At 33.8% G+C, this 23,352-nt stretch carries 19 protein-coding genes; 8 read left to right on the top strand and 11 right to left on the bottom strand.

The annotated features are described in order from the left end of the window. Positions 1-6: 6 nt before the first annotated feature. The 10 genes from LV704_RS19925 to LV704_RS19885 all read right to left on the bottom strand — a co-directional run bounded on the left by LV704_RS19925 (position 7) and on the right by LV704_RS19885 (position 10,720). Entirely contained in the window at positions 7-1,080 is a 1,074-nt protein-coding gene (locus LV704_RS19925; protein WP_163421936.1) for a glycosyltransferase, read from the bottom strand. Continuing rightward, positions 1,077-2,195: an O-antigen ligase gene (locus tag LV704_RS19920; RefSeq protein WP_163421937.1), complete on the bottom strand. Its 1,119-nt coding sequence runs from the start codon at positions 2,193-2,195 to the stop codon at positions 1,077-1,079. The genes LV704_RS19925 and LV704_RS19920 overlap by 4 nt, the downstream gene beginning before the upstream one ends. A 29-nt stretch (positions 2,196-2,224) precedes the next feature. Next, on the bottom strand, positions 2,225-3,316 hold the full coding sequence (locus tag LV704_RS19915; protein ID WP_163421938.1) for a glycosyltransferase family 4 protein: 1,092 nt from the start codon (positions 3,314-3,316) through the stop codon (positions 2,225-2,227). 13 nt (positions 3,317-3,329) lie between these two features. Then, entirely contained in the window at positions 3,330-4,877 is a 1,548-nt protein-coding gene (locus LV704_RS19910) for a lipopolysaccharide biosynthesis protein (RefSeq protein WP_163421939.1), read from the bottom strand. Between the two features lie 20 nt (positions 4,878-4,897). Continuing rightward, positions 4,898-5,878, bottom strand: a complete 981-nt coding sequence (locus LV704_RS19905) for a glycosyltransferase (RefSeq protein ID WP_163421940.1) — start codon at positions 5,876-5,878, stop codon at positions 4,898-4,900. Continuing rightward, positions 5,865-7,148, bottom strand: coding sequence for a nucleotide sugar dehydrogenase (locus LV704_RS19900; RefSeq protein ID WP_163421941.1), 1,284 nt, complete (start codon positions 7,146-7,148; stop codon positions 5,865-5,867). Before LV704_RS19900 ends, LV704_RS19905 begins: the two co-directional genes overlap by 14 nt. Positions 7,149-7,164: 16 nt before the next feature. Continuing rightward, positions 7,165-8,502, bottom strand: a complete 1,338-nt coding sequence (locus LV704_RS19895) for a UDP-glucose/GDP-mannose dehydrogenase family protein (RefSeq protein ID WP_163421942.1) — start codon at positions 8,500-8,502, stop codon at positions 7,165-7,167. 68 nt (positions 8,503-8,570) lie between these two features. Continuing rightward, on the bottom strand, positions 8,571-9,569 hold the full coding sequence (locus tag LV704_RS19890; RefSeq protein ID WP_163421943.1) for an SDR family oxidoreductase: 999 nt from the start codon (positions 9,567-9,569) through the stop codon (positions 8,571-8,573). 135 nt (positions 9,570-9,704) lie between these two features. Then, positions 9,705-9,902 (bottom strand): hypothetical protein, encoded by a 198-nt coding sequence (locus LV704_RS20100; protein ID WP_370636040.1) that lies wholly within the window; start codon positions 9,900-9,902, stop codon positions 9,705-9,707. A 23-nt stretch (positions 9,903-9,925) separates the two neighbouring features. Then, the gene (locus LV704_RS19885) at positions 9,926-10,720 is read right to left on the bottom strand and encodes an NAD-dependent epimerase/dehydratase family protein (protein WP_370636039.1); all 795 of its coding nucleotides are present in this window, start codon (positions 10,718-10,720) and stop codon (positions 9,926-9,928) included. Between the two features lie 333 nt (positions 10,721-11,053). Between LV704_RS19885 and LV704_RS19880 the strand changes: the two genes are divergently transcribed. From LV704_RS19880 to LV704_RS19845, 8 genes are all read left to right on the top strand, one after another. Beyond that, positions 11,054-12,541, top strand: coding sequence for a polysaccharide lyase family 1 protein (locus LV704_RS19880; RefSeq protein ID WP_163421945.1), 1,488 nt, complete (start codon positions 11,054-11,056; stop codon positions 12,539-12,541). Between the two features lie 247 nt (positions 12,542-12,788). Further along, on the top strand, positions 12,789-14,096 hold the full coding sequence (locus tag LV704_RS19875; RefSeq protein WP_233782100.1) for an MBOAT family protein: 1,308 nt from the start codon (positions 12,789-12,791) through the stop codon (positions 14,094-14,096). Between the two features lie 4 nt (positions 14,097-14,100). Beyond that, positions 14,101-15,033 (top strand): hypothetical protein, encoded by a 933-nt coding sequence (locus LV704_RS19870; RefSeq protein WP_163421947.1) that lies wholly within the window; start codon positions 14,101-14,103, stop codon positions 15,031-15,033. A 216-nt stretch (positions 15,034-15,249) separates the two neighbouring features. Next, the gene (locus LV704_RS19865) at positions 15,250-16,008 is read left to right on the top strand and encodes a hypothetical protein (protein ID WP_163421948.1); all 759 of its coding nucleotides are present in this window, start codon (positions 15,250-15,252) and stop codon (positions 16,006-16,008) included. Positions 16,009-16,269: 261 nt separating this feature from the next. Further along, positions 16,270-17,406, top strand: coding sequence for a DegT/DnrJ/EryC1/StrS aminotransferase family protein (locus LV704_RS19860; protein ID WP_163421949.1), 1,137 nt, complete (start codon positions 16,270-16,272; stop codon positions 17,404-17,406). Then, positions 17,399-19,342: a nucleoside-diphosphate sugar epimerase/dehydratase gene (locus LV704_RS19855; protein ID WP_163421950.1), complete on the top strand. Its 1,944-nt coding sequence runs from the start codon at positions 17,399-17,401 to the stop codon at positions 19,340-19,342. The genes LV704_RS19860 and LV704_RS19855 overlap by 8 nt, the downstream gene beginning before the upstream one ends. Positions 19,343-19,360: 18 nt before the next feature. Next, on the top strand, positions 19,361-20,122 hold the full coding sequence (locus LV704_RS19850) for a polysaccharide biosynthesis/export family protein (protein WP_163421951.1): 762 nt from the start codon (positions 19,361-19,363) through the stop codon (positions 20,120-20,122). 39 nt (positions 20,123-20,161) lie between these two features. Then, complete coding sequence (locus LV704_RS19845; protein ID WP_163421952.1) at positions 20,162-22,546, top strand: polysaccharide biosynthesis tyrosine autokinase; 2,385 nt, start codon at positions 20,162-20,164, stop codon at positions 22,544-22,546. Here LV704_RS19845 and LV704_RS19840 read toward each other — a convergent pair whose 3' ends face one another. Continuing rightward, positions 22,547-23,290: a tyrosine-protein phosphatase gene (locus tag LV704_RS19840; protein WP_163421953.1), complete on the bottom strand. Its 744-nt coding sequence runs from the start codon at positions 23,288-23,290 to the stop codon at positions 22,547-22,549. Positions 23,291-23,352: the final 62 nt, after the last annotated feature.

The raw sequence follows: 23,352 nt of genomic DNA, 5'->3' as shown, positions 1-23,352 counted from the left end.
TTTATGTTAGATAATTTTGGTGAAAAGGGCCTCAAACTTGTTCAGTATTATTTCCTTGCCATATTTTCTGATTACAGAATCCCTAACTATATGTGATTTAAACTGATTGTTTTTTGCGTAATAATGGAGGTTTTTCAGAAAATCTTCCTCAGAAGTTGAGATATGGCCATTGACGCCATTTTCAATAATCTCATTGATGCCACCAGGAGCATCAAAAGCCAATACCGGAGTGCCAACGGCACAACTTTCAATTACAGCATTAGGAAATCCCTCTACATAAGAACCTTGTAAATAAAAATCACTAGCACATAGGTAAGTGTCTACTTCTTTTGTAAAGGGTACGTGAGTGATTTTTTCGGAAATCCCAAGTGAATTGGCCAATTCAAAAAGTTCATCCTTTCTTTCACCATTACCAACTATGGTATATGTAAAAGGAAGTTCAAATTTGGCCAAGGTTTTCAAAATTCTGCTATGTCCTTTTCTGCTATGCAGAGATCCCACAGTTATAAACTGAATAATATCTGACATATCCTTATTTGATTTGAGCTTGAATTTATCTGTGATTGGATTATTGATAATTACAGTTTTGGTTTTAAACTGAGGATACTCTTCAGTAAAGGAGTCGTACATATCTTGTGATTGGCAAATGATAATTTTCAAAAACCTATAGCCAATTCTTTTTAAATTCAATCGAAGGCCCAGTTTTCCTTTCGTGGGGTTGAATGTTTTTCTTACTCTGTCTATATTTGCTTCTCTTGCAATGAAGGCAGGTTTTTTAATGAAAAATGCCATTACTGACATCAAGGTATTAAGGTGTCCAATAGAACTTATTACTATATCAGGTTTTTGCTTTCGAATTTCTTTAAATAAAGGGCGAAATGCTTTCGATATTCGGTTTCTTTCTAGAAACTTAATATCAATTCTACTTTCATGAGTTTGATAGACTTGATCTTTTTGATGTCCTACAACAATTAGTATTACTTTAAATTTTTTTGGATTAAGGTTTTCGGCCAAGAAAGACATCACTCGTTCTGCACCTCCAGCTTTCAATGACGGCACTACAAAAATTATTCTTTTCATGATGTTTGCAAAAGGTTGTTATTTGTGGAATTTACTTTTTTATCATATGTGATAATTTGATGTTGTAACCACATTGATAAAAAGGTAATGTAATAAAAATTGAAAAAGTTATGGTTGGCCATTAAAAAAACGGAAATCCCTATACCTTGCATTAATATATTAGGAGCTAATCTATATAAGAGCAGTCCTTTGTACAACATAAAAAGGAATAGCCCAATAAATATCAAAAAAGGTATGATTCCAGATTCACCTATAACCAATAGGTAAGTGTTATGTGAACCTAATCTATGAACTCCACCGCCTTGAAAAGCACCATATCCGTTACCAAAAAATGGTTTATCCAAGATGTAGTCATAAAATCGTGCCCATGTTTCAGTTCTAGAACCTTGATTAATTGCTTTACTGTCAACATTTTCATTACTAACGATAGCTTTTAGTTGTTGAAACCTAGGGTTGTTTAGACCTATGAATTCATCAATTACAAATAGAGTACTCATAATCATGGCCCCCAAAACAAAAATCCTTATGTTTTTTATACTAATAAAGATAGAAAGAGCATTTAGGAGTAACCAAAGCGCAATAAATGTCCTAGAGAAGGTCAACAACCCCATAAGCGTAAAGAGAAACTGGCCAATTATTTTTAACTTTTTGTTTTCAAGCCCATAAGTGAGGCCATAGCCAGTAATACAGATAAACCCACCAACATTTGGGTTTATATAAAATCCACTGTAACGTCCATAATCACTAGTGAAAAAGAGTGTGTGAATTAAGATGCTAAGAGCACCGACAGTTAAGAAATAGAAGAGCTCTTTTTTAGAGGTTTGCTTAATTACCTCGTAGCCACAAATCACTACGATAAAGTATTTTAAGAATAATGTAATGTATATCTTGAGATCTCCATTATACTGAAAGGCGGAAATTAAATAATAGCTAAATCCAATGATAAGCATCCAAACATTAGCTTTACCCTTGCGGGAAAACATGAAGAAGATCATCATTAGAATAAGGGAGGCATAACTTAGAACACTACCGAAACCTCCACCTCCAAACTTAAGAGTAGCTGCTGGGAGGTTAAGAATAATAAGGGCTAATATTAAATATCTAAGTAGCTTCAATATATAATTTAATGAATAAAGTTAATTTTTTAGTTTAATGTATTATCTATTAAATCTTTCCAAAGTTGGGTAATGTTTTCTGAAGAATATTTCTCTGTAGTTTTCATGGCCTCAATTGACATTTCTTCCAACAACTTTTGATCTTCTGTTAATTCTTTCAAATGTTCGGCCATTTTATTACAATCTCCTATGTTCACCAAAAATCCATTTTTTTTATTATCAATTATCTCCGAGGGCCCTGAATTACAGTTTGTTGATATTGGTGTCAATCCGAAATGCATGGCTTCTAAAAGGGCATTGGGAAAACCTTCGTAATAAGAGGTAAACAAAAATATTCTGGCTTTATTATAATAATCTTCTATATTAGTTTTAGCGCCTAACAACTCTATATTCGGATTATTGGAAATCAATTTTTCCAAATTCTTTCTTTCAGGACCTTCACCTAAAATCTGTAACTTCCATTTTCTGGAATTTAATTGGGAAAACGATTTAATGGCCATTGAATGGTTTTTTAGTTTACGAAGTCTCCCTACAGCTAGAATGATATTTTCTTTTTGGCCTTTAATTCTTTTGTTCGATAATTCCGGGTTTAGCGGGTTAGGTAAAGTAATGATTTTTTTCTCTGAAACATTATGTTCATAAAAACTCTTTGCAAAATCAGTTTGCACAACCAAGCGGTCAGCTTTTGGGTAAGTTAACTTTCTCAATATCCTCCAAAACCTTTGAATATTGGCTAATTTCGGGTTGGTTCTTTCACAGATAATACTTGGAATCTTATTTTTTTTAGCAGCAAGAATTGAGAAAACATTACTTTGTGTAATGAAGCCAATAACGAGTTCAATATTTTTTTCTCTCAAAAAATCACTTATAGCTCTATAAATGCGATAATTGAGTTTAATGGATTGTATAAAGTTTTTACTGGACTGTATTTTGTTGCTCTCGAAACATGATAGGACTTTAATATTCTCATCCAGTTTATAAAACGAAGTTTGATTGGAATATGTTATTATAGTAATATCGAATGTATGGATTAAGTTATTAGCCAAGGTTGCAATAACCCTTTGCGCTCCGCCAGAAGATAGTTTACTTATTACGAAGGCAATCTTTCTTTTCTTATCCATCACAATCTAGTATTTATTGTTTTTTGATTTTCTTAAAAAGCAAATTTTTGAACCGATGGAATATATCTTTAAAACCTTTTGTGCAAACATATAGAAGTAGACCATAGATAATAGCGGTGGTAAAAAATATAAAGGCTAAAAAAACTATTAGTCCCAGAAATGACTCATTTCCATAATAATTGATTATTTCAATTAGATATCCCATTGCAAAAGCAACAGAAAAAAAGATAATTAAAAATGGCGCTATTCCCGTCCAGTAAGTAACAACATTCTTTTTAAACCCATGTTTGAATAGAAAGTAAGGTCTCCAGAGACAAATAATAAATAACATGCTAATAAGTGTGCCGCACATAACACCTACTATCCCCCATGCTTTTCCTAAAAAAAAAGAGAATCCAAGGTTGATGACTATTTGTGTTGCAGGAGCCCAGGTGTCGGAGTATAATCCATGAGCATTTTTGAACATGTCAACAGGTTTTCTTATTTGGCTGATAAAAAAAATAATTAACATTACTAATAAAATGTAATTATCTAAAACATATTTTTGCCCAACCCAAAGAGTGATCAATAAATTCATTGAATGGTAAAGCACAATGCTCAATAGCCCTCCAATATAAAAGTACATGGCCATCATTTCCCAAAATACTTTTTTAATGTTTTTTTCATCGTTTTCTGCGATTAAATTGCCAACTCCCGCTTCAGTACCGGCTAGGCTAATTTTAATCAAAGCAGTTAATTTGGAGAAAATTAGTTGATAGTTTCCAAAAAAGGCTACACTTTGTAGGTTAACCAAAGCATAAATTAAAATGTTATCCGTTCCATCTTTGACAAAGGCACTTAGCTTATGTATGAAAACCTGTTTTATTCTTTTAACAATATCTGGATATTGTTTTATGAGTCCAATGTTGGATTTTGGCATTTCCGACAATAGCCAAGGATAGTTTTTGTTTATTTTAATTCTTAGGATTATGGTATACGCCAACCCAAAAATCAAATCCATAGCAATCCATAAATAGAAGTTTTGAAGGTAGTAAGCAATTAATGACTGAAGAATAATCCGTATAATATTGGAGCTCTGAAAATATCCTTGTACAATATATCCTTTTTGATCAGCCTCAAGAAGAACCATGTAATAATTGAAGAAATAACCAAACAGGTTAGATGTTAGGGCCACATAGAAGACAAAGAATATCAATGAGTGAGAAAAAGGAGTGTCTTCAAAAATAAACGGAAAAGATAAAGATACTAGTAATCCTAGGGCAAGGATTATTAGGCCTACTTTTTTATATATATAGGCAAGCAGACTAAGGATTTTTTTTATTTCATCTCTATTTTTATCATAAATAGGCTTGTACAAGGAATAACCAACAGCAGTACCTATTCCCAGTTCTGCCAAATTTAGGAAACCCAAAATATTTCTAAGCGTACTAGTTAATCCTATAAAATCATCACCTAAGTATTGTAAAAATATTTTTCTTGAAAAAAATTGCGCAATGAGTGAGAGTGAGAAAAAAATCACTCCTACTTTGGCATTTTTAATACTCTTGGCTATTCTGGACATTATAGACCTTTAAATGCAATTTAATCTTTGTTTATTTTTCTTTTGATATTATTCAAGTAAATGAGCAAATGAAAAGAAGTAGGGGGGAGATAGTGAGCTAACTTAAGGTAGGTATGGTGTTTTTTGTTTTTATAATAGTTACCATCTATAAGGGCTTTTACTCTGTTTCTATGTGTGTAGTCCTTATCCAGTTTAGGAAAGTAATTCAACATTTTGTAGTGATATAAAAATTTATTGAGCAAATGATCCTGTACAGTTTTCAATAATTCTACATCATTTTCCGTTTTAACTATTATTTTTTTCAAATAAAGCCCTGCCTCCAGTGAATCCAAATTTTTCAGCGTATAACGACTTTTGGTAATGCTGTCAGGATTCTTTCGGTAGTTATAAAATGGAAGGGGTAAATAACCAATTTTTTTTGCCTTTCTTAAGTTATCAATACTAAATTGTACATCACTGGCTATTCTACCTACTACCCATGTATAATCTTTTATAAGTTCAATTTTGTATAATCTTCTCCATGCGGCAAACTGATTATATTTTATAATTCTTTTATAAGTTTGTAGGTAGTCCTCAATACATATTTCATTTGATATTTGGTTATCTTTTAATCGTCCAACGATTCCAAATTCTATGACATCTAAGTCAAACTCTACAATTTTTTTAACGAGAGTTTCGTACATGTCTATTTCAATCCAGTCATCGCTATCTACATATGAAGCAAGTTCTCCTGTTGCAAGTTTTATAGCAGTATTTCTAGCCTCACTTACTCCCTGATTAGCTTGGTGAACAACCTTTATTCTTGAATCTCTTTTCGCGTAGTCATCACAAATCCTTCCACTGGCATCGACAGAACCATCATTAACAAGTATGATCTCAAGATTCTGATAGGTTTGGGAAATGATACTATCCAAACACTGTTCTAAATAGATTTCAACATTGTAAACAGGTATAACTATGCTGATTAAAGGATTCTTGCTCATTGAGTTATAACCTGCCATTTACTAATTCCTTATCAACACAGCCCTTAACGTCGTAAATTACCCCGTTCTTTTTTAATAATGAATCATATGGGAAATCTTTAAATTCGTTGTGAGCAACAGTTAAAACTATGGCGTCGTAATCATTACCCTCTATTTTTTTTGAGGTTTGCAACCCATATTCGTGCATTACTTCACTTGGAGAAGCCCATGGGTCACTTACATCAACGGTAATACCATAGCTCTTTAAGTTTGTGACAACATCCACAGCTTTGGTGTTTCTTACATCAGGACAATTCTCCTTAAATGTAATGCCTAAAACCAATATTTTAGAACCTTTAATTTTGATGTCATTCTGTACCATAAGTTTAACAACTTCGGAAGCAACATAATTGCCCATACCATCATTCATTCTTCTTCCTGCTAATATTATCTCTGGATGATATCCGAATTGCTGTGCTCTTTGTGCTAAATAGTATGGGTCAACCCCAATGCAATGTCCACCTACCAGACCAGGAGTGAAATGAAGGAAATTCCATTTTGTGGCAGCTGCGGTTAAAACATCATGGGTGTCTATGTCCATGAGGCTAAAAATTTTAGCCAATTCATTAACAAAAGCAATGTTAATATCTCTTTGGGAATTTTCAATAACCTTGGCGGCTTCTGCTACCTTAATTGTGGGGGCAAGATGTGTTCCAGCCGTTATAACCTGTGCATAGAGATCGTCTACTTTTTTTCCGATTTCTGGTGTAGAACCTGATGTGACCTTCAATATCTTTTCTACGGTATGTTCCTTATCTCCTGGATTAATTCTTTCAGGAGAATAACCAACATAAAAATCTTTGTTGAACGTAAGACCGCTCATCTTTTCCAAAACAGGGACACATTCATCTTCGGTTACTCCGGGATACACAGTGGATTCATAGATAACGATATCACCTTTTTTAAGAACTGAACCAACCGTTTCACTGGCTTTGTACAAGGGAGTAAGTATAGGCCTATTGGTACTGTCAACTGGGGTCGGAACTGTTACCACATAATAATTACAATCTTTAATATCCTCGATATCGAAACTGCAAAACAATCCTTTATCCATTTTTGGAGTTTTACATAAAACAGCCTGTAGCGTTTCGTCTTCCACTTCTAATGTACTATCGGAACCATCTTGAAGTTCGGCCACCCTTTTCTTGTTTACATCAAATCCTATAACTGGAAATTTAGTGGCAAATAAGCGAGCCAAAGGCAATCCAACATAACCTAGTCCAATAACTGCAATTTTTGTTGAGTTCATTTTTTTTTGATAAAGGTTAGAGTTTATTTTTTTTCCCTATTTGGTGATACTCAATTCCCATTTCTTCAAGAGAAGTATCATTGTATTGATTTCGACCATCGAAAATTATGGGAGAGTTCAATTGTTTTATTAATTCTGAAAAATCAGGCGAACGGAACTCTTTCCACTCTGTCAATAGAATCATGGCATCTGCACCTTTCAAAGTTTCATATTTTGAATCATAATACGAAACATCTCCAATACCTTTTAAGTAATATTCTTTGGCCTCTTCCATAGCTTTAGGGTCATAAGCTTGCACTTTGGCCCCTCTTGCCACAAGATCTTTGATTATATAAATGGCAGGAGCTTCTCGCATATCATCAGTTTGAGGTTTAAACGCCAGCCCCCATACAGCAAAAGTTTTTCCGCTAAGGTCTTTACCAAATCTATTTACTACTTTTTTAGCAACCACTAATTTTTGACGATCATTTACATCTTCAACAGCTCCAATAAGTTGCGGAGTGTATCCATTTTCCATTGCAGTTTTTGTAAGAGCCTTTACATCTTTTGGAAAACAGGATCCTCCATATCCACTTCCAGGATAAATAAAACTATAGCCAATTCTACTATCGGAACCAATTCCAATTCTTACTTTATTTACGTCAGCGCCTACAAGTTCACAAATGTTGGCTATTTCATTCATGAATGAAATTTTAGTTGCTAACATTGCGTTTGCAACATATTTGGTCATTTCTGCAGATTTTACGTCCATTGTAATAAGCCTGTCCATGCTGCTTCTGAAAAAAGGCGAATAAAGGTTTCTCATTTTTTTGGTAGCTTCAATATCATCTGACCCTATAACTACTCTATCCGGTTTCATAAAGTCATTTATTGCATCGCCTTCTTTTAAAAATTCTGGATTTGAAACAACGTCAAATTTTATATCTTCTCCCCGTTTTTTCAGTTCGCTTTGTATTGTGTGTTTAACTTTATCAGCCGTGCCAACTGGAACAGTTGATTTATCGACAACAATAATAGGGGCTTGCATATGCTGTCCTATCTGTTCAGCAACTTTAAGTACATATTGTAAATCTGCTGAACCATCTTCACCCATAGGTGTGCCAACGGCAATAAAAGCAATATCACAATTATCTAAATGCTCAGATAAGTTGGTGCTAAAGTGTAATGTTTTATTGTCAACATTTCTTTTGACCATGGCTTCCAGCCCAGGTTCATATATCGGAATCAGTCCTTTTTTTAACGCCTCTATTTTTTTCTCATCTATATCTATACAGGTAACATTATTTCCCATTTCCGCAAAACAAGTACCACTTACTAGCCCTACATAGCCAGTTCCTATAACTGTTAATTTCATTTATTTTTTTTCAAAATGTTAATTTACCACTAAAACGATGTGTATGAAGATGATTTTTAATGTGCTATTTATCGTAAGTTCTCCCAATACCATTTGACTGCATGCTTAAGTCCATGTTTAATGTCGAACTTGGGATTATAGCCTAAAAACTTTTTAGCTTTGTCTATGGATGCCAAAGAGTGAGGAACATCACCCTTCCTTTCAGGGCCATAAGTGATATCAATGGTAGATATTTTAGAATCATATTCCCCTAAATATTGCTTCAGAAGCCCAACTAGTTCGTTCAAAGAGGTTCGTTCACCATAGGCAACATTATAAACGGTATTGACCGCCTTGAGATTTGAGCTGGTGATAGACCTGACATTCATCTCAATAACGTTGTCAATATAGGTAAAATCTCTTGAAAAACTCCCATCGCCATTAATAGTAGGGGATTTGTGGTCCATAAGTTGCATTACAAATTTTGGAATTACCGCAGCATAGGCACCATTTGGGTCCTGCTTTCTTCCAAATACGTTAAAATACCTTAAACCAATCGTTTCCATGCCATATGTTTTGCTAAATACATTAGCATAAAGTTCATTGACGTATTTTGTGATGGCATATGGAGATAGTGGACTGCCAATGATATTTTCTATTTTTGGCATATTCTTAGAATCCCCATAAGTTGAACTACTAGCTGCGTATACAAAACGTTTTACTTTAGCGTCACGTGCAGCTATTAACATATTCAAAAAACCACTCACATTAACTTCATTACTGGTATAGGGGTCATTTATGGATCTTGGCACTGAGCCTAAAGCGGCTTGATGTAGCACAAAATCTATTTCTGAACAAGCTTTTTGGCAATCCTTTGAATTTCTTATGTCACCTTCTATAAGTTCAAAATTTGAATTGCTCATTAAGTGACTTAGGTTTTCTCTTTTCCCTGTTGCGAAGTTGTCTAGGCAGCGCACAAAATTACCGTTATTAATAAGAGCTTCACATAAATTGGAGCCAATAAATCCAGCTCCTCCTGTAACCAATATTCTATAGTTTGAACTTAGGTTTAGCTTTTCGATATCCATCAGTGTTTTTCAATTTAGATGCAAAAATCCATAAAAGAAATGATATTAAAGTGAGTTTTACTACCAATGTAGATTAAATACGATAAATGGTATAATAGAGATTTAGTCGCATGGAGTTTTTATAAAAAATAAAGATTAGTTGTAATAACTTTTGTACCATTTGATGAAACTTGCAACACCTTCTTCAATGGGAGTATCTGGTTGGTAATCAAAATCTTCAATTAATCCATTTACATCTGCCCAAGTCTTGGGCACGTCACCGTCTTGCATGGGAAGTAGTTCTTTTTTTGCAATAATCCCAAGTTCATTTTCAATAGCTTCAATGAAATGCATAAGTTTAACCGATTTATTATTACCTATGTTGTATATCTTGAAAGGTTTCCCGGCTGGTGTTTTTTTTGCCCCCCTTTTTCAATTACATGGACAATTCCTTTTACAATATCATCAATGTACGTAAAGTCCCTTTCCATATAACCATGATTGAAAACTTTTATAGGTTTTTCGTCGATTATTGCTTTAGTGAAAAGGAACATGGCCATATCTGGTCTACCCCAGGGACCATAAACAGTAAAAAAACGAAGGCCAGTGGTGGGAATGTCGTACAAATGGCTATAGGTATGAGCCATCAATTCATTACTTTTTTTGGTAGCCGCGTACAAGCTAATTGGATGGTCTACATTATCTGTAACACTAAATGGCACTTTGTCATTCATTCCATAAACGCTGGAACTACTGGCATAAACTAAATGTTTAATGCTGTGTTTATTACAACAATCAAGAATATTAAAGAAACCATTGATGTTAGAATCAATGTAGGCTTTCGGTTTTTCAAGACTATACCTGACTCCTGCCTGGGCGGCTAAATGACAAACAATATCAAATTTTTCGAGCTCAAAAAGTTTATGCAACTCATCTCCATTAGTGATATCCATTTTTATAAAGCCAAAATTTGCAAGGGTCTTACTTAAACAGATTTTGTTTGATTCTTGTTGAAAATCTATTCCAAGTTCTTTCAAACGAGAAATTTTAAGATTAATATCATAATAGTCGTTCAAATTGTCTAAACCTATTATGGTGTGTCCTCTTTCTACAAGATTCTTGGAAGTATGATATCCAATAAAACCAGCGGCACCTGTGACCAGAATTTTCATAATTTCTTTTTGTATGACAAATATAGTTTATGCGAACACATTTTTTTGCTATTAGTTAAAACGATTGTTAGTTTGAAATTTTCTGATATAGATGTTAAAGAAAAGCGCAGTTCAACGAAAAACCGAGTGATTTTGTTAAAAAAAACCGATGAAGTAAACCATTTCTTGGGTGAACAACGTAATAAAACTGAAAAAAATAGCTGAAACACATTATTGAAATTGATTACAGCTCATATTAAATTATATCAAACAATGCATTTCATCGAAAAAATGATACATTTCAACAAAAAAAGTTTTTGTGTTAGTACTTTTATAACCCAAATCGTATTACCTATGTGCAAATCAACCTCATCACTATTTACAATGCTTTTCATTGTCATATTATTAGCTTTTAACTCATGCGCTAAAGATTCTGATATATTTTATGATTCAATAGACGAGGAAATTAGTAAGAATATTGAAGAAGCAGCAGATATTACGGAAGATGAGGATACAAATGATAATTTAGATGGCGAAGGTGGTGATTCTGAAGATGATATTCAAGTTGATGATACAGTATCATCAGAACTTAGAGCTTTTCCAACAGCGGAAGGATTTGGTAAGTATGTAACGGGAGGCCGGGGAGGAACAGTGTATACAGTCACGAATCTAAATAAAAATGGTCCTGGCTCTTTTGTAGAGGCTCTTGAGGCTTCCGGTCCAAGGATAATCGTTTTTGCTGTTGGGGGGACAATTGAATTGGATTATGAAGACCAGGTTTATGTTAGAAATGGTGATTTAACAATTGCTGGCCAAACAGCGCCGGCCAATAGTGGTGGAATTACGGTAAAAGGATCTATTCGATTTAATTATATTGATAACGTTATAATCAGAAACATTAGATTTCGTTTGGGTGACAATGGCTGGAAAGATGCTTCGGGAAATGTGGTCAGTTCAAAACCAGATGGTATTGTTTATGATGGACTAGAGTTTCTTAGAGTTACTAATGTGATTGCCGATCACTGCTCCATCTCATGGAGCGTTGATGAAAACTTATCTATTGTCGATTCTGAAAATGTAACAGTTCAAAATTCTATAATCTCACATGCCTTAAAGCAATCCGTACATTATGAAAGTAGTTCTCATTCCATGGGGGTTTTAATAAATAGGTCAAGTAATATTACCTTTTATAACAATTATGTTGCGCATAACTCTGAAAGAAATGTTCGGGCAGCTAGGTCCACTTTTGAACTAATTAATAATGTTTTTTATAATTTTCAAGGTGCAGGAGGTTTTAGTTCTGGACAAAGTTGGACTGCCATAGGGAATCATTGGAAAACAGGACAAACTAGTGATCCTTCTGCAAATATTACTAGTTATATTAATGATTCTGGTCAAGGTCACTCTGGAAGCATTTATTTTTCAGATAACACAAATGATTTTAATGCTCCTTTTTTAGCAGATAGCTGGGAAAGTTATATTGTTGGTTCACCACCAGTGGACTCCGGTATCAACCCAAGACCCGTTCAGTCGGCAATCGACCATGTTTTGTCAAATGCCGGAGCGAGATTCCCATATTTTGATACTGTAGATCAAATGGTCGTACAGGATTATTACTCAACTTCTGGTAAAATAATTGATTCTCCAGCTATGGCAGGGGGGTATCCAAGTTTAAATCAAGGTACAGCTAAGGAAGATAGTGATGGTGATGGGATGCCTGATGACTGGGAAATTGCCATGGGACTTAATCCTCAAGTTGCCGATGATGCCTCTGATGAAGATAATGATGGATATACCAATATAGAGGAGTACATTAATTTAATAGATGCTGATGTTCAATAGATAAACAGGTATTAAAAATAAAGCACAGAATCCGGTTAAATGACCGGATTCTGTGCTTTTCAACTCTTTTAAAGGACAAACATCTAAAAATAGGATTAGATTCACTAATACCTTTTATTTTTGCCAGATGTAAATCCTAGAAACGAAAATGTTATTTAACTCTCTTGCATTTTTAGTATTTTTCCCTATAGTATTCATTATATATTGGCTAATCCCGAGAAAGCACATCACAATACAAAATATTGTATTGCTTACAGCTAGCTACGTTTTTTATGGTTGGTGGGATTGGAGATTTCTCTCTTTGATTGCTTTTTCTACTTTGGTGGATTTTTTTCTTGGTATCTATATTTCAAAAACAAAAGAAAGAAAACGTTTTCTTTATTTGATGGCCAGTATTTGTGTCAATTTAGGATTATTATGCATTTTCAAATACTTTAATTTCTTTATTGAGTCTTTTATGGTGTTAGGTGAAATGATAGGGTATAATCCCGGTTTTACCACACTTAATATAATATTACCGGTGGGGATTTCATTCTACACGTTTCAAACGATGTCCTATTCCATAGACATTTATCGTAATGAGATTGAACCTACGAATAATTTTGTTGCCTTTGCTACTTTTGTAGCCTTTTTTCCGCAACTTGTGGCGGGACCAATTGAGCGCGCTTCTAATTTAGTTCCCCAGTTATTGAAAAAACGTCAATGGAGCCATGAAAAGTTTCGCGATGGTTTTTTTCAAATTGTAATAGGTTTTTTCAGAAAAGTAGTTGTGGCAGATTCTATTGGAGCATTTATAGATGGAACTTATAACAACCCGGATCTTCATAATTCTACAAGTATTTTGATGGCGGTAACCCTGTATTCCTTCCAAATATATTTCGACTTCAGTGGATACTCAGATATTGCTATTGGTACTGCTAAACTTTTAGGTTTTGAGTTTAAGCCAAACTTTAATTTACCATACTTTTCATCTTCGATAACGGAATTTTGGAGAAGGTGGCATATTTCTCTTTCATCTTGGCTCAGGGATTATTTGTATATACACTTGGGTGGTAATAGAAAGGGGCTTGTAAAGCAGTATAGAAATCTTTTTATCACCATGTTCCTTGGAGGACTTTGGCATGGAAGTTCATGGAATTTTGTGATTTGGGGAGCCCTTCACGGAATACTTTTAGCTGTTGAAAAACGGTTTAAGCTAATACCAAAAAAATATAGTTTTTTAAACAGTATTTTCGTGTTTGTGGTAGTGACATTTATTTGGATTTTTTTTAGATCACTAAGTTTTGCAGATACTAGCATTATAATAAGAAAGCTTTTTAGTTTAGTAGATTATGGACAATTATATATTGGAAACATAAGTATATTTGGTACGGTAATCTATGGGCTTTTCTTGGCTTTGGTGTTTGATGCTTTTCTATTCGTTAAGAATATCCGATTGGAAGGTTACGGATCATCTTTGAAAGTAAGGTGGTATATTTCAATTGTAACCTTTACAATTGTTAACATTATACTTTTCTATTCTGACACCAATAATTTCATCTATTTCCAATTCTAAAAAAATGAGGATAAAATCCATTAAACTTTTTTTGTTGATTATATTGGCTCTCTTCATCGCTGATCGTGCGGTATTTTTTACATTACATACTATTGAAGGTGATGTTTATACTGGACAGAGTGTGGGGAAAGCAAATCTCTTTAACAAGGTTAAAGATTCTGTAGACCTACTAGTTTTGGGAAGTTCTAGGGCAGCTCGTCATGTTGATCCTGGTGTTTTTTCAACCGCAGGGTACAATATGGGAATGGACGGTACACACTTTGGTTATTCAGCTGCACTAATTTCAACTTTGATAAAGGGAGAACAAATTATCTTAGTGCATATTGATCACCATGAACTTTATGATCAAAGTTACGAAGGTGAAGATATGTTGTCTTTGATAAATGAGATAACGGATTCGGAGAGTTTGTTGGGTTTTATGGATGAATATTATCCAGAAGAAATTTTTCTCTCCAAGATTTCTAAATGCTATGTATATAATGGTAAAGTTTTGGGAATGCTGAAGAATGCTGTAATTGGAGGAACCAGTATGAAAAAAACACATGGTTTTGCACCTTTGGAACCTTCTGAACTTCAAAAGAAAACTTTTCAGAAAATTTTAGATAAAGAAGGGATCCAAAAAAAAACCGACATTCTGGAACCTTATGAATTTAACAGAAGACTAATTGGTTTTATCGATTTTGCAGTAGAAAAAGCAAAAAACAACCATTCTAAACTAATTTTCTTCACATCACCATCACTCAACAAAGTCGATAACTCAATACGTGAAAGAACATCAGAATTTTTTAAATCTAAAGATGCTCTATATTTGGACAACCTTGATTTTTTTAAGGACTTTAATATTGATTATTGGAAGGATAGAACTCATATGTCTAAATCAGGTGCCCAAATTTACTCTCTAAGTTTAAGGGATAGTATACGAATGTTGATGAATTAATGTTACTTCAATTTTATTAGTTGCATGAGGGTTTTTAACAGAAGAAAATCTTAATGGGTGAAATTAAGGAAGTGGTCAAAAAGAAATGCTCCACTTTTCAACTTTGTCCAATCTATTTTGCTATCGTTTATGGCTGTTATGGTAACTTATTAGACTAATCAAATATCAAAGCGCCAAACCAACACAAACTATAATGAAAATCAACCGGATTTTAGTGTGGCAATCCAGCATGAAGGATCTTTTCCATATCATGTAAGAAATAGGAATAAACCTCTCAACGTTGTTAAAAATTTAAGAGCTACAGTTAGAAATAATAGCGGAATTGCAAGAAATGTTAAGGTTCATATATATTTGATCATAGAAATTAATATTCGTAAGAACGGTATTGGAGAGAAACATATCTTTTACTTCTGGGATGATTTAAAACAATTGGAGAGCCAACAAATTTATGGTGATAAAGGGATAGTAACTTCACGAACTAATGCTTTTAAAAAACTTCGCGAGAAAATCGTTAGCGAACCAATATTAGTAGACACCATTTACTTGGAAAGAAATCTTACTTCTAGATATTTTGGACTTGTAAAGGATTGTAGAGCTGAAAAGAATGGAACTTGGTTGGATAAATTTGAACGACATATCTACTTTAAAATAGAGTATCGTGATTTCATGAATGAAAAGAAATCAGATTATTTTTTGTATTCCATGAGTGAACACCCGGAAAGGAAGTTCAGAAAGTTATATAAGAAAAGGTATGCTAGTCAGCATTTTAAAGGTGTTAACAGTATTAAAGGATTGATAGAAGACTATGAGTTGGTAAAGTCAATATATTATGATGAAGAGAATGGGATGTTGAACAGTAGGCAATCTTTTATGAACACAATTAAAGAATGTAAGTTTAATGAACTGGATAAGTGTTCGGGGCATTCTATCCATTCCCTTACAGATTACCTTGGTGATCAACCATTAAAATTTTGATTCAAACAGTTAATTCACTGTATAAACAAGCATTTTTGTTTTAAAACGTTCCTGATTTTCTATGAAATTTTTCTTAGAGATTGTGCAACACCCTTTTTGATTATATCAACGATAAAGCCCTTGGTGAAAAGTGTTAATGCGCACTTTACCGATTTTTCATCACGTTCGGCGAATAGTAGCATCAATAAACGTCTTCTCAATCTTTTTGACTTTATTTTTACTAACGAAATTCGTTTAAGTAACAACCCCTAACTTGACCAAATGCAGACTGAATTAGATAAAAAAATATGGCTTTCTTCTCCTCATATGGGAGGTGCGGAGCAGATTTATGTGGATAATGCGTTTGCTACAAATTGGATAGCTCCTTTAGGACCAAATGTTAATGGTTTTGAAGAAGACATTGAAAAATACATTGGAAGTAATATCAATGCGGCGTGTTTAAGTTCTGGAACTGGCGCAATACACCTTGCACTAGAACTTCTAGGAGTCGGTTTGGGAGATGAAGTACTTTGCCAAAGTTTTACATTTGCGGCATCTGCAAACCCTATAACCTATTTAGGAGCAAAACCCATATTTATTGATAGCGAGCAGGAAACTTGGAACATCTCACCAGAACTTTTGGAAAAAGCAATAATAGATAGGATAAACCTAGGTAAAAAACCCAAAGCAATTATTGCGGTTCATTTGTACGGGATGCCTTACAAGATAGATGAGATTACAGCGATATCCAGAAAGTATGACATTCCTGTGATTGAGGATAGTGCAGAAGCTTTGGGAAGTGTATATGAAGGGGTTAGATGTGGTAGTTTTGGAGATATTTCAATTTTATCATTTAACGGAAATAAGATTATAACTACCTCGGGAGGTGGGGCCTTGCTAAGCAAGGATAAACTAATCACAGAAAAAGCTGTTTTTTTGGCAACACAAGCTAGAGATAATGCTCCTCATTATCAACATTCACATATTGGATATAATTATCGTATGAGCAATGTTCTTGCAGGTATTGGTAGAGGACAGATGGAGGTTTTGCCAGAAAGAGTGAATGCCAGAAAAAGCAACTTTATGTTTTATAAGGAAAATTTATCCTCAATTTCAGAATTAAGTTTTCTTGAAGACCCAAAAGGAAGCTCATCTAACAGGTGGCTTACCTGTGTTTTGACCTCTTCTTTTGAAAGTCGAGAAAGGATAAGAGTTGCTCTTGACAATGAAAATATTGAATCTAGACCTCTTTGGAAACCAATGCATTTACAGCCCATATTTAAAAATGCGGCAAGTTATACCAATGGGATTAGTGAAGATCTTTTTAAAAAGGGGTTATGCCTGCCAAGTGGTTCAAATTTGGAGCAAGAAGATTTGGAAAGAATTTGTAATATCATAAAAAGAAATTTCGATGATTAAAAAATACATTTTTGATAACAATAAGCATTATGCTTCCAAGTGGACTGTGCTCTTTATCGATCTTTGTATTGTGGGGTTTTCGTTTATGCTGGCTTATTTTATAAGATTCAATCTTAGCTTTGATTTTGATGTTCAACGGCTTTGGGCACAGCTGCCAATAGTTATTTTATTATTCTTGGTCTCATTTTTGATTTCTGGAAGCTATAAAGGTGTTGTTAGGCATACCGGAATAAAAGATGTCTATGCCATTTTCAACGCCATTTGTTTGGCTAGTATAGCAACGATAGGTGTTGTTTTAGTAAATAGATATTTGGGCATCGTTGAAAATTTTACAATTCCTCTTTCAATTATCATTATTAATAGTTTACTCACTTTTTTGACACTCACAGCCGCGAGGTATGTTTTTAAGATATGTTTTGAGAGCTTAATTAAGAATAATGAAACTCCAACAAAGAATCTTATAGTTTATGGAGCTGGAGAATCTGGTATCATAACATACAATACCCTTACCAATCATTCAAAGATGAAGGTCAAAGTTGTTGGATTTGTGGATAACAATCTTCAAAAGGTTGGAAAACAAATTAATGGCGTAAAAGTATATGATAAATCCATACTAACTAAAGATTTTGTTAGGTTCCATAGTATTTCAGAGGTTGTTTTTTCTATTCAGAACATAAGTCCAAGGCAACTAAGGACTTTGGTTAATGAAATTGTGGATTTGCCAGTTAAAGTAAAAATCGTTCCCCCTGTTGAAGATTGGATAAATGGGGAGCTAAAAGTTTCTCAGATAAAGAGAGTACAGATAGAAGATCTTTTAGATAGACCTCCGATAAAAATAAAGAACAGTAAAGTGTTAAAAGATTTTGAAGATAAAGTTATTATGGTCACGGGAGGAGCTGGGTCTATAGGTAGTGAGTTGGTTCGTCAAATTTGCAAGTACAATTATCAATCTCTTATTATTATTGATCAAGCTGAATCTGCGCTTTACGATCTCCAGCAAGAATTAAAACAAGCAGGGTTCCATAATTTTATTCCAGTGGTAAGTGATATTAGGGATAAAAATGAAATGAGAGCTCTTTTTGAAGAACACAGGCCTGATAGAATTTTTCATGCGGCTGCATATAAGCATGTTCCACTTATGGAGCGAAACCCTTATGAAGCTGTTAAAATTAATGTTGCCGGAACAAAAAACATAGTTGACCTTGCTGTGGATTTTAATGTCGAGAAGTTTGTGTTTGTTTCCACAGATAAGGCTGTAAACCCTACGAATGTTATGGGGGCGACCAAGCGAATTGCTGAAATGTATATAGATTGTAGACAGCAAGATGGTAAAACAAAATTTGTCACTACTCGATTTGGAAACGTTCTTGGATCCAATGGATCTGTTATCCCATTATTTAGAAAACAAATTGAAAAAGGGGGCCCTTTAACCGTAACGCATAAAGATATTACAAGATATTTCATGACTATTCCCGAAGCTTCCCAGCTAGTTTTGGAAGCAGGAGCTATGGGGAAAGGTGGTGAAATATTTATATTTGATATGGGTGAATCTGTTAAGATTTTAGATTTGGCCAAAAATATGATTCGTCTTTCTGGGCTTCATTATCCGGATGATATTACCATTAAAATCACAGGACTGAGACCAGGAGAAAAATTATATGAAGAATTGTTGGCAAATGGAGAAAATACACTTCCTACCTATCATGACAAAATTATGATAAGTAAAGTTAGAGATGTTGATTATGCTTTGACGCGAACAATGATTGATGAACTTTGCGTATCCAATCTATTTTTTAAGAACAATGTTGTTCAGTTGATGAAAAGTATTGTTCCTGAATATATATCTAACAATTCAGATTTTTGTAAATTGGACAAAAAACAAGTAAAAACGGACATTGTTATTCAAAAAAACAATAACCCCTTAGTTTCTTCTTAATCACCTTAAACTTTTTCCATGCGTAGAAATTTAATCAATTATTTTGTGCCATTATTCTTATTTTGTTTTGTTTGTTGCACCTCCACTAAGGAGGTGGTGTATTTTCAGGATGCAAACGAGTTCGAAACATTGGTAGATGACAATAGCTCTAGCACAAAATTCAAAGTTGATGACTTACTAAGTATTCACATTTCTACATTGGATCCAGAAGCTAGTGCACCTTTTAACCTGTTTAGAGGTGCTGAAGAAGGTGGTATAAGAGGAGAGCAGGTCAATTACTTAGTCAATAAGGATGGAGAAATAGATTTCCCCGTCATTGGCAAAATTAAAGTTTCGGGCCTCTCTCCTACGGAGGCTAGGGATATGCTTAGGGAAAAGTTAAGAGATTATCTTAAGAATCCAATTATTAATATCCGCATTCGTAATTTTACTGTTACCGTTTTGGGAGCTGTTAACAGGCCTGGAACTTATAGAGTGCAAGGAGAACAAATCAGCATTTTAGAGGCACTTGGTTTTGCCGGAGATGTAAATATTAAAGGAAGACGAGATAACATTATGGTAATAAGAGATTTTAATGGCACAAAAGTTTATAATCGTATAAATTTGAATGGTAAGGATTCGCTAAAATCTCCAGTTTATTATTTGACTCAGAATGACGTTGTTTATGTTGAGCCTAACAAGTCAGGAAAATCACAGTCTAGCTTGGATCAAAGGGCTTCTATTGCTATTTCCATAATTTCTGTGGTAGTTACGTCGGCAGTTGTACTGCTTACAAGATAATTCAGTTAAGGCTAAACACACTTAAACACACTTCATTTAATGGATTTAATAAAAAATTCGGAAAACGAAACCAGTTTAGATTTAAAAAACCTTATTGGCAATTATCTAAGATATTGGAAATGGTTTGCTTTATGCTTAATTATCGCTCTTGCTCTTGCTTATGTACATTTACGCTATAGTATTCCAGAATATAGCGCGAGTGCAAAAATACAAATGATAGAAGATAAGAATTCGAATTCTGAGCTTAGTATTTTTAAGGATTTAAATGTTTTTTCTGGAAGCAAGACTAAAATAGAAGATGAAATTGAAATCTTAAATTCTAGGGCAAATTTCATTCAAGTAATTAAGGATTTAGGAATTAATATAAGGTATACCGTACAGGGAAATATAAAGGATAATGAGATTTATGGAGAAACATATCCATTTAATATCAATTTTTTAGCAACTGATTCAATAATTCATAAATCTAAATATCGCTTTTTTGTTGAATTGAATACAGAGTCTTCATTTGGCTTTTCAGAGGAAGAAAATCAACCAACTAAACCTCAATCATTTGGATCCGCAGTTAACACGCAGGTAGGAGACATTATTCTAATCCCTAATTCTGAAAAGATAAAGCGATTTATGGGGAAAAAAATAAGAATTGAAATAAATCCTATTAACGATGTTGCCCAAGGATATAGGAAAAAAATGAAAATCGCACCTGCCAGTGAATTCTCAAATATAATTAATATTACACTTACAGATCCAATACAGCAAAAAGCTATTGATATAATAAATAGGTTAATATTAATTAATAACAATAATTCAATTACAGATAAAAAAGAAGTTGCCGATAGGACCTCAAAATTTATAAACGATCGGATTAGTAAGATTTATACTAACCTATCTGATGTTGATGATTCAGCAGAGAGCTTCAAGACTAGTAAAGGAATAGCAGACTTAGGATCGCAATCAAGTGTTAATTTTAACCTTAGCGCTGCCGGTGAACAGGAATTGGAAGAAGCGAGCATACAATTAGATATTGCTAGTTCAATGCAAAATTTGATAAGTTCTCAAGAGGAATATGATTTGATACCTGCAAATATTGGCTTATCTAATCAAGGAGTATCTGATGCAGCTGTACGTTATAATGAACTTGTTGCTCAACGGAATAGACTTTTGGCAAGTTCCAATGAAAAGAACCCGGTAATTGTAAAACTAGACCAACAACTTGAAAGCCTTAAAAGGGGCATGCAAACTAGCTTAAACAACGTAACCAATAATTTAAATTTAAAGGTTAATAGCTTAGGTAAACAACTTTCGCAGATTAATTCAAGGATATATGCTGTACCAAGTAATGAAAGGGCCTTGAGGGATATTACAAGAAAACAACAAACTACAGAGTCTTTATATTTGTATTTGTTGCAAAAGCGAGAAGAGTCACAAATTGCTTTTGCATCCGCAGAATCAAAATCAAAAGTGGTTGATAGCGCTCATTCAACTAATCGTTTTCCAGTGTCTCCAAAACCAAAGATAGTCTATTTAGGAGCTTTTTTGCTAGGACTTCTAATACCTTTTTCCCTAATTTATTTGAGTAGCCTGCTGGATAACAAAATCCACAATAAACTGGACTTGGAAAAAATTGTGCAGGAGATTCCTGTTATTGCAGAACTCCCTAAGTTGGGCAGGAAAGAAAGTAAAATGGTACTTAATGTTGATAGATCAGTATTAGCAGAATCAATGAGGATTTTAAGGACTAATCTAGATTATATTTTGAAATCAAAGTCTAAAGAAATAGGACAAACTATTTTTGTGACTTCTAGTGTTCCTGGCGAAGGCAAAACGTTTGTTTCTTCTAATTTGGCATTGATTTTTGCCAATACAAATAAGAAAGTACTATTGATCGGTGCTGATATAAGAAACCCCAAATTATATACGTTTTTTCCTGACATAGCTAATGAGGAAGAGAATGAAAGACCACAACGAAACGCAGGAAATGGATTAACGGAATATTTGTACGATCATTCATTAAAAGTACAGGACATTATTAATAGAATATCCATTGATTCAAATAATATCGATGTAATTTATTCTGGGAAAATCCCACCCAACCCGTCTGAATTACTAATGAGTGAGCGCTTAAAAGTATTGTTCGAAGATGTAGTTGGATTGTACGATTATGTAATTGTAGACACAGCTCCATTAATGGTGGTTACAGACACTTTGCTTATTAATCAATACGCAAACCAAATTCTCTATATAACCAAAGCTGGTGTGACAGATAAAAAAGTGTTACAATACCCATTAAACCTGAAAAAAGAAGGAAGGCTTAAAGGACTTTCTTTCATAGTAAATAATGTAAAAGAGGCCAACCTGGGCTATGGAGGGAAATATGGCTATGGTTACGGTAAGACTGTCAAGAAATGGTGGAAATTTTCTTGATCAATAAAATGTTTTGATTGTTTGATCTATAACAGGGAGAATCAAATTTAACGTTTTCCTTGATATTTTTGTTTCTTTGATTAGCGTCAATTGTCTTAGATTATGCACATCTGAAGCCATAAAATCTACGGATTTATCCTCCAAGAGTTTTTGACCAATCTTTTGAACTTCATTTCCGTAAGATTCCGAATTTAGAGATGATAAATTCATCTGAAAAAGAATCCCCTGTTTTTTTAACTTTGAATATGTGTTGTATTTACGATGAAAGTATACATATCTTTCAGGGTGTGCTAGAATTGGAAAATAACTATGTTTTGCAATTTTACCAATTGCAATATCAAAATTAAAAGATGGTTGTAGGTAGGACATTTCAATAAGAAGGTAATCTTTTTTAAGCTGCATTACCTCATCATTCTCTAGAATGGTTTCAAAATTGTCATCTATCATATGCTCTGCGGCACTATCTATTTTGATGGTATTCAACCCTAAATTTGCAAGTTCTTTTTTTAATATTTCAAAGGAGTTGTTAATGGTCTCAGGAGTATTGGGGTAATAATTGTTCATAATATGAGGAGTGCAAACAAAATTTGTTACTCCTATCTCTGAAAACCCCTTTATTAAATCAATGGAATCATCAACTGTTTTTGCTCCATCATCAATTCCTGGAAGTATGTGATTATGCATATCCACAAGTCCATGGAGATAGTCCACCAAAAAGATTTTCTTATGAAAAAAACTGAACATGCATAAAATTTGGATTGCAAAGATACGCTATAAGTGCTCTCTGAAAATACTTATTTCCCGAT

The sequence above is a fragment of the Flagellimonas sp. CMM7 genome (assembly GCF_021390195.1).
GTDB lineage: Bacteria > Bacteroidota > Bacteroidia > Flavobacteriales > Flavobacteriaceae > Flagellimonas.
This window is presented reverse-complemented; position numbering and strand designations above follow the sequence as displayed.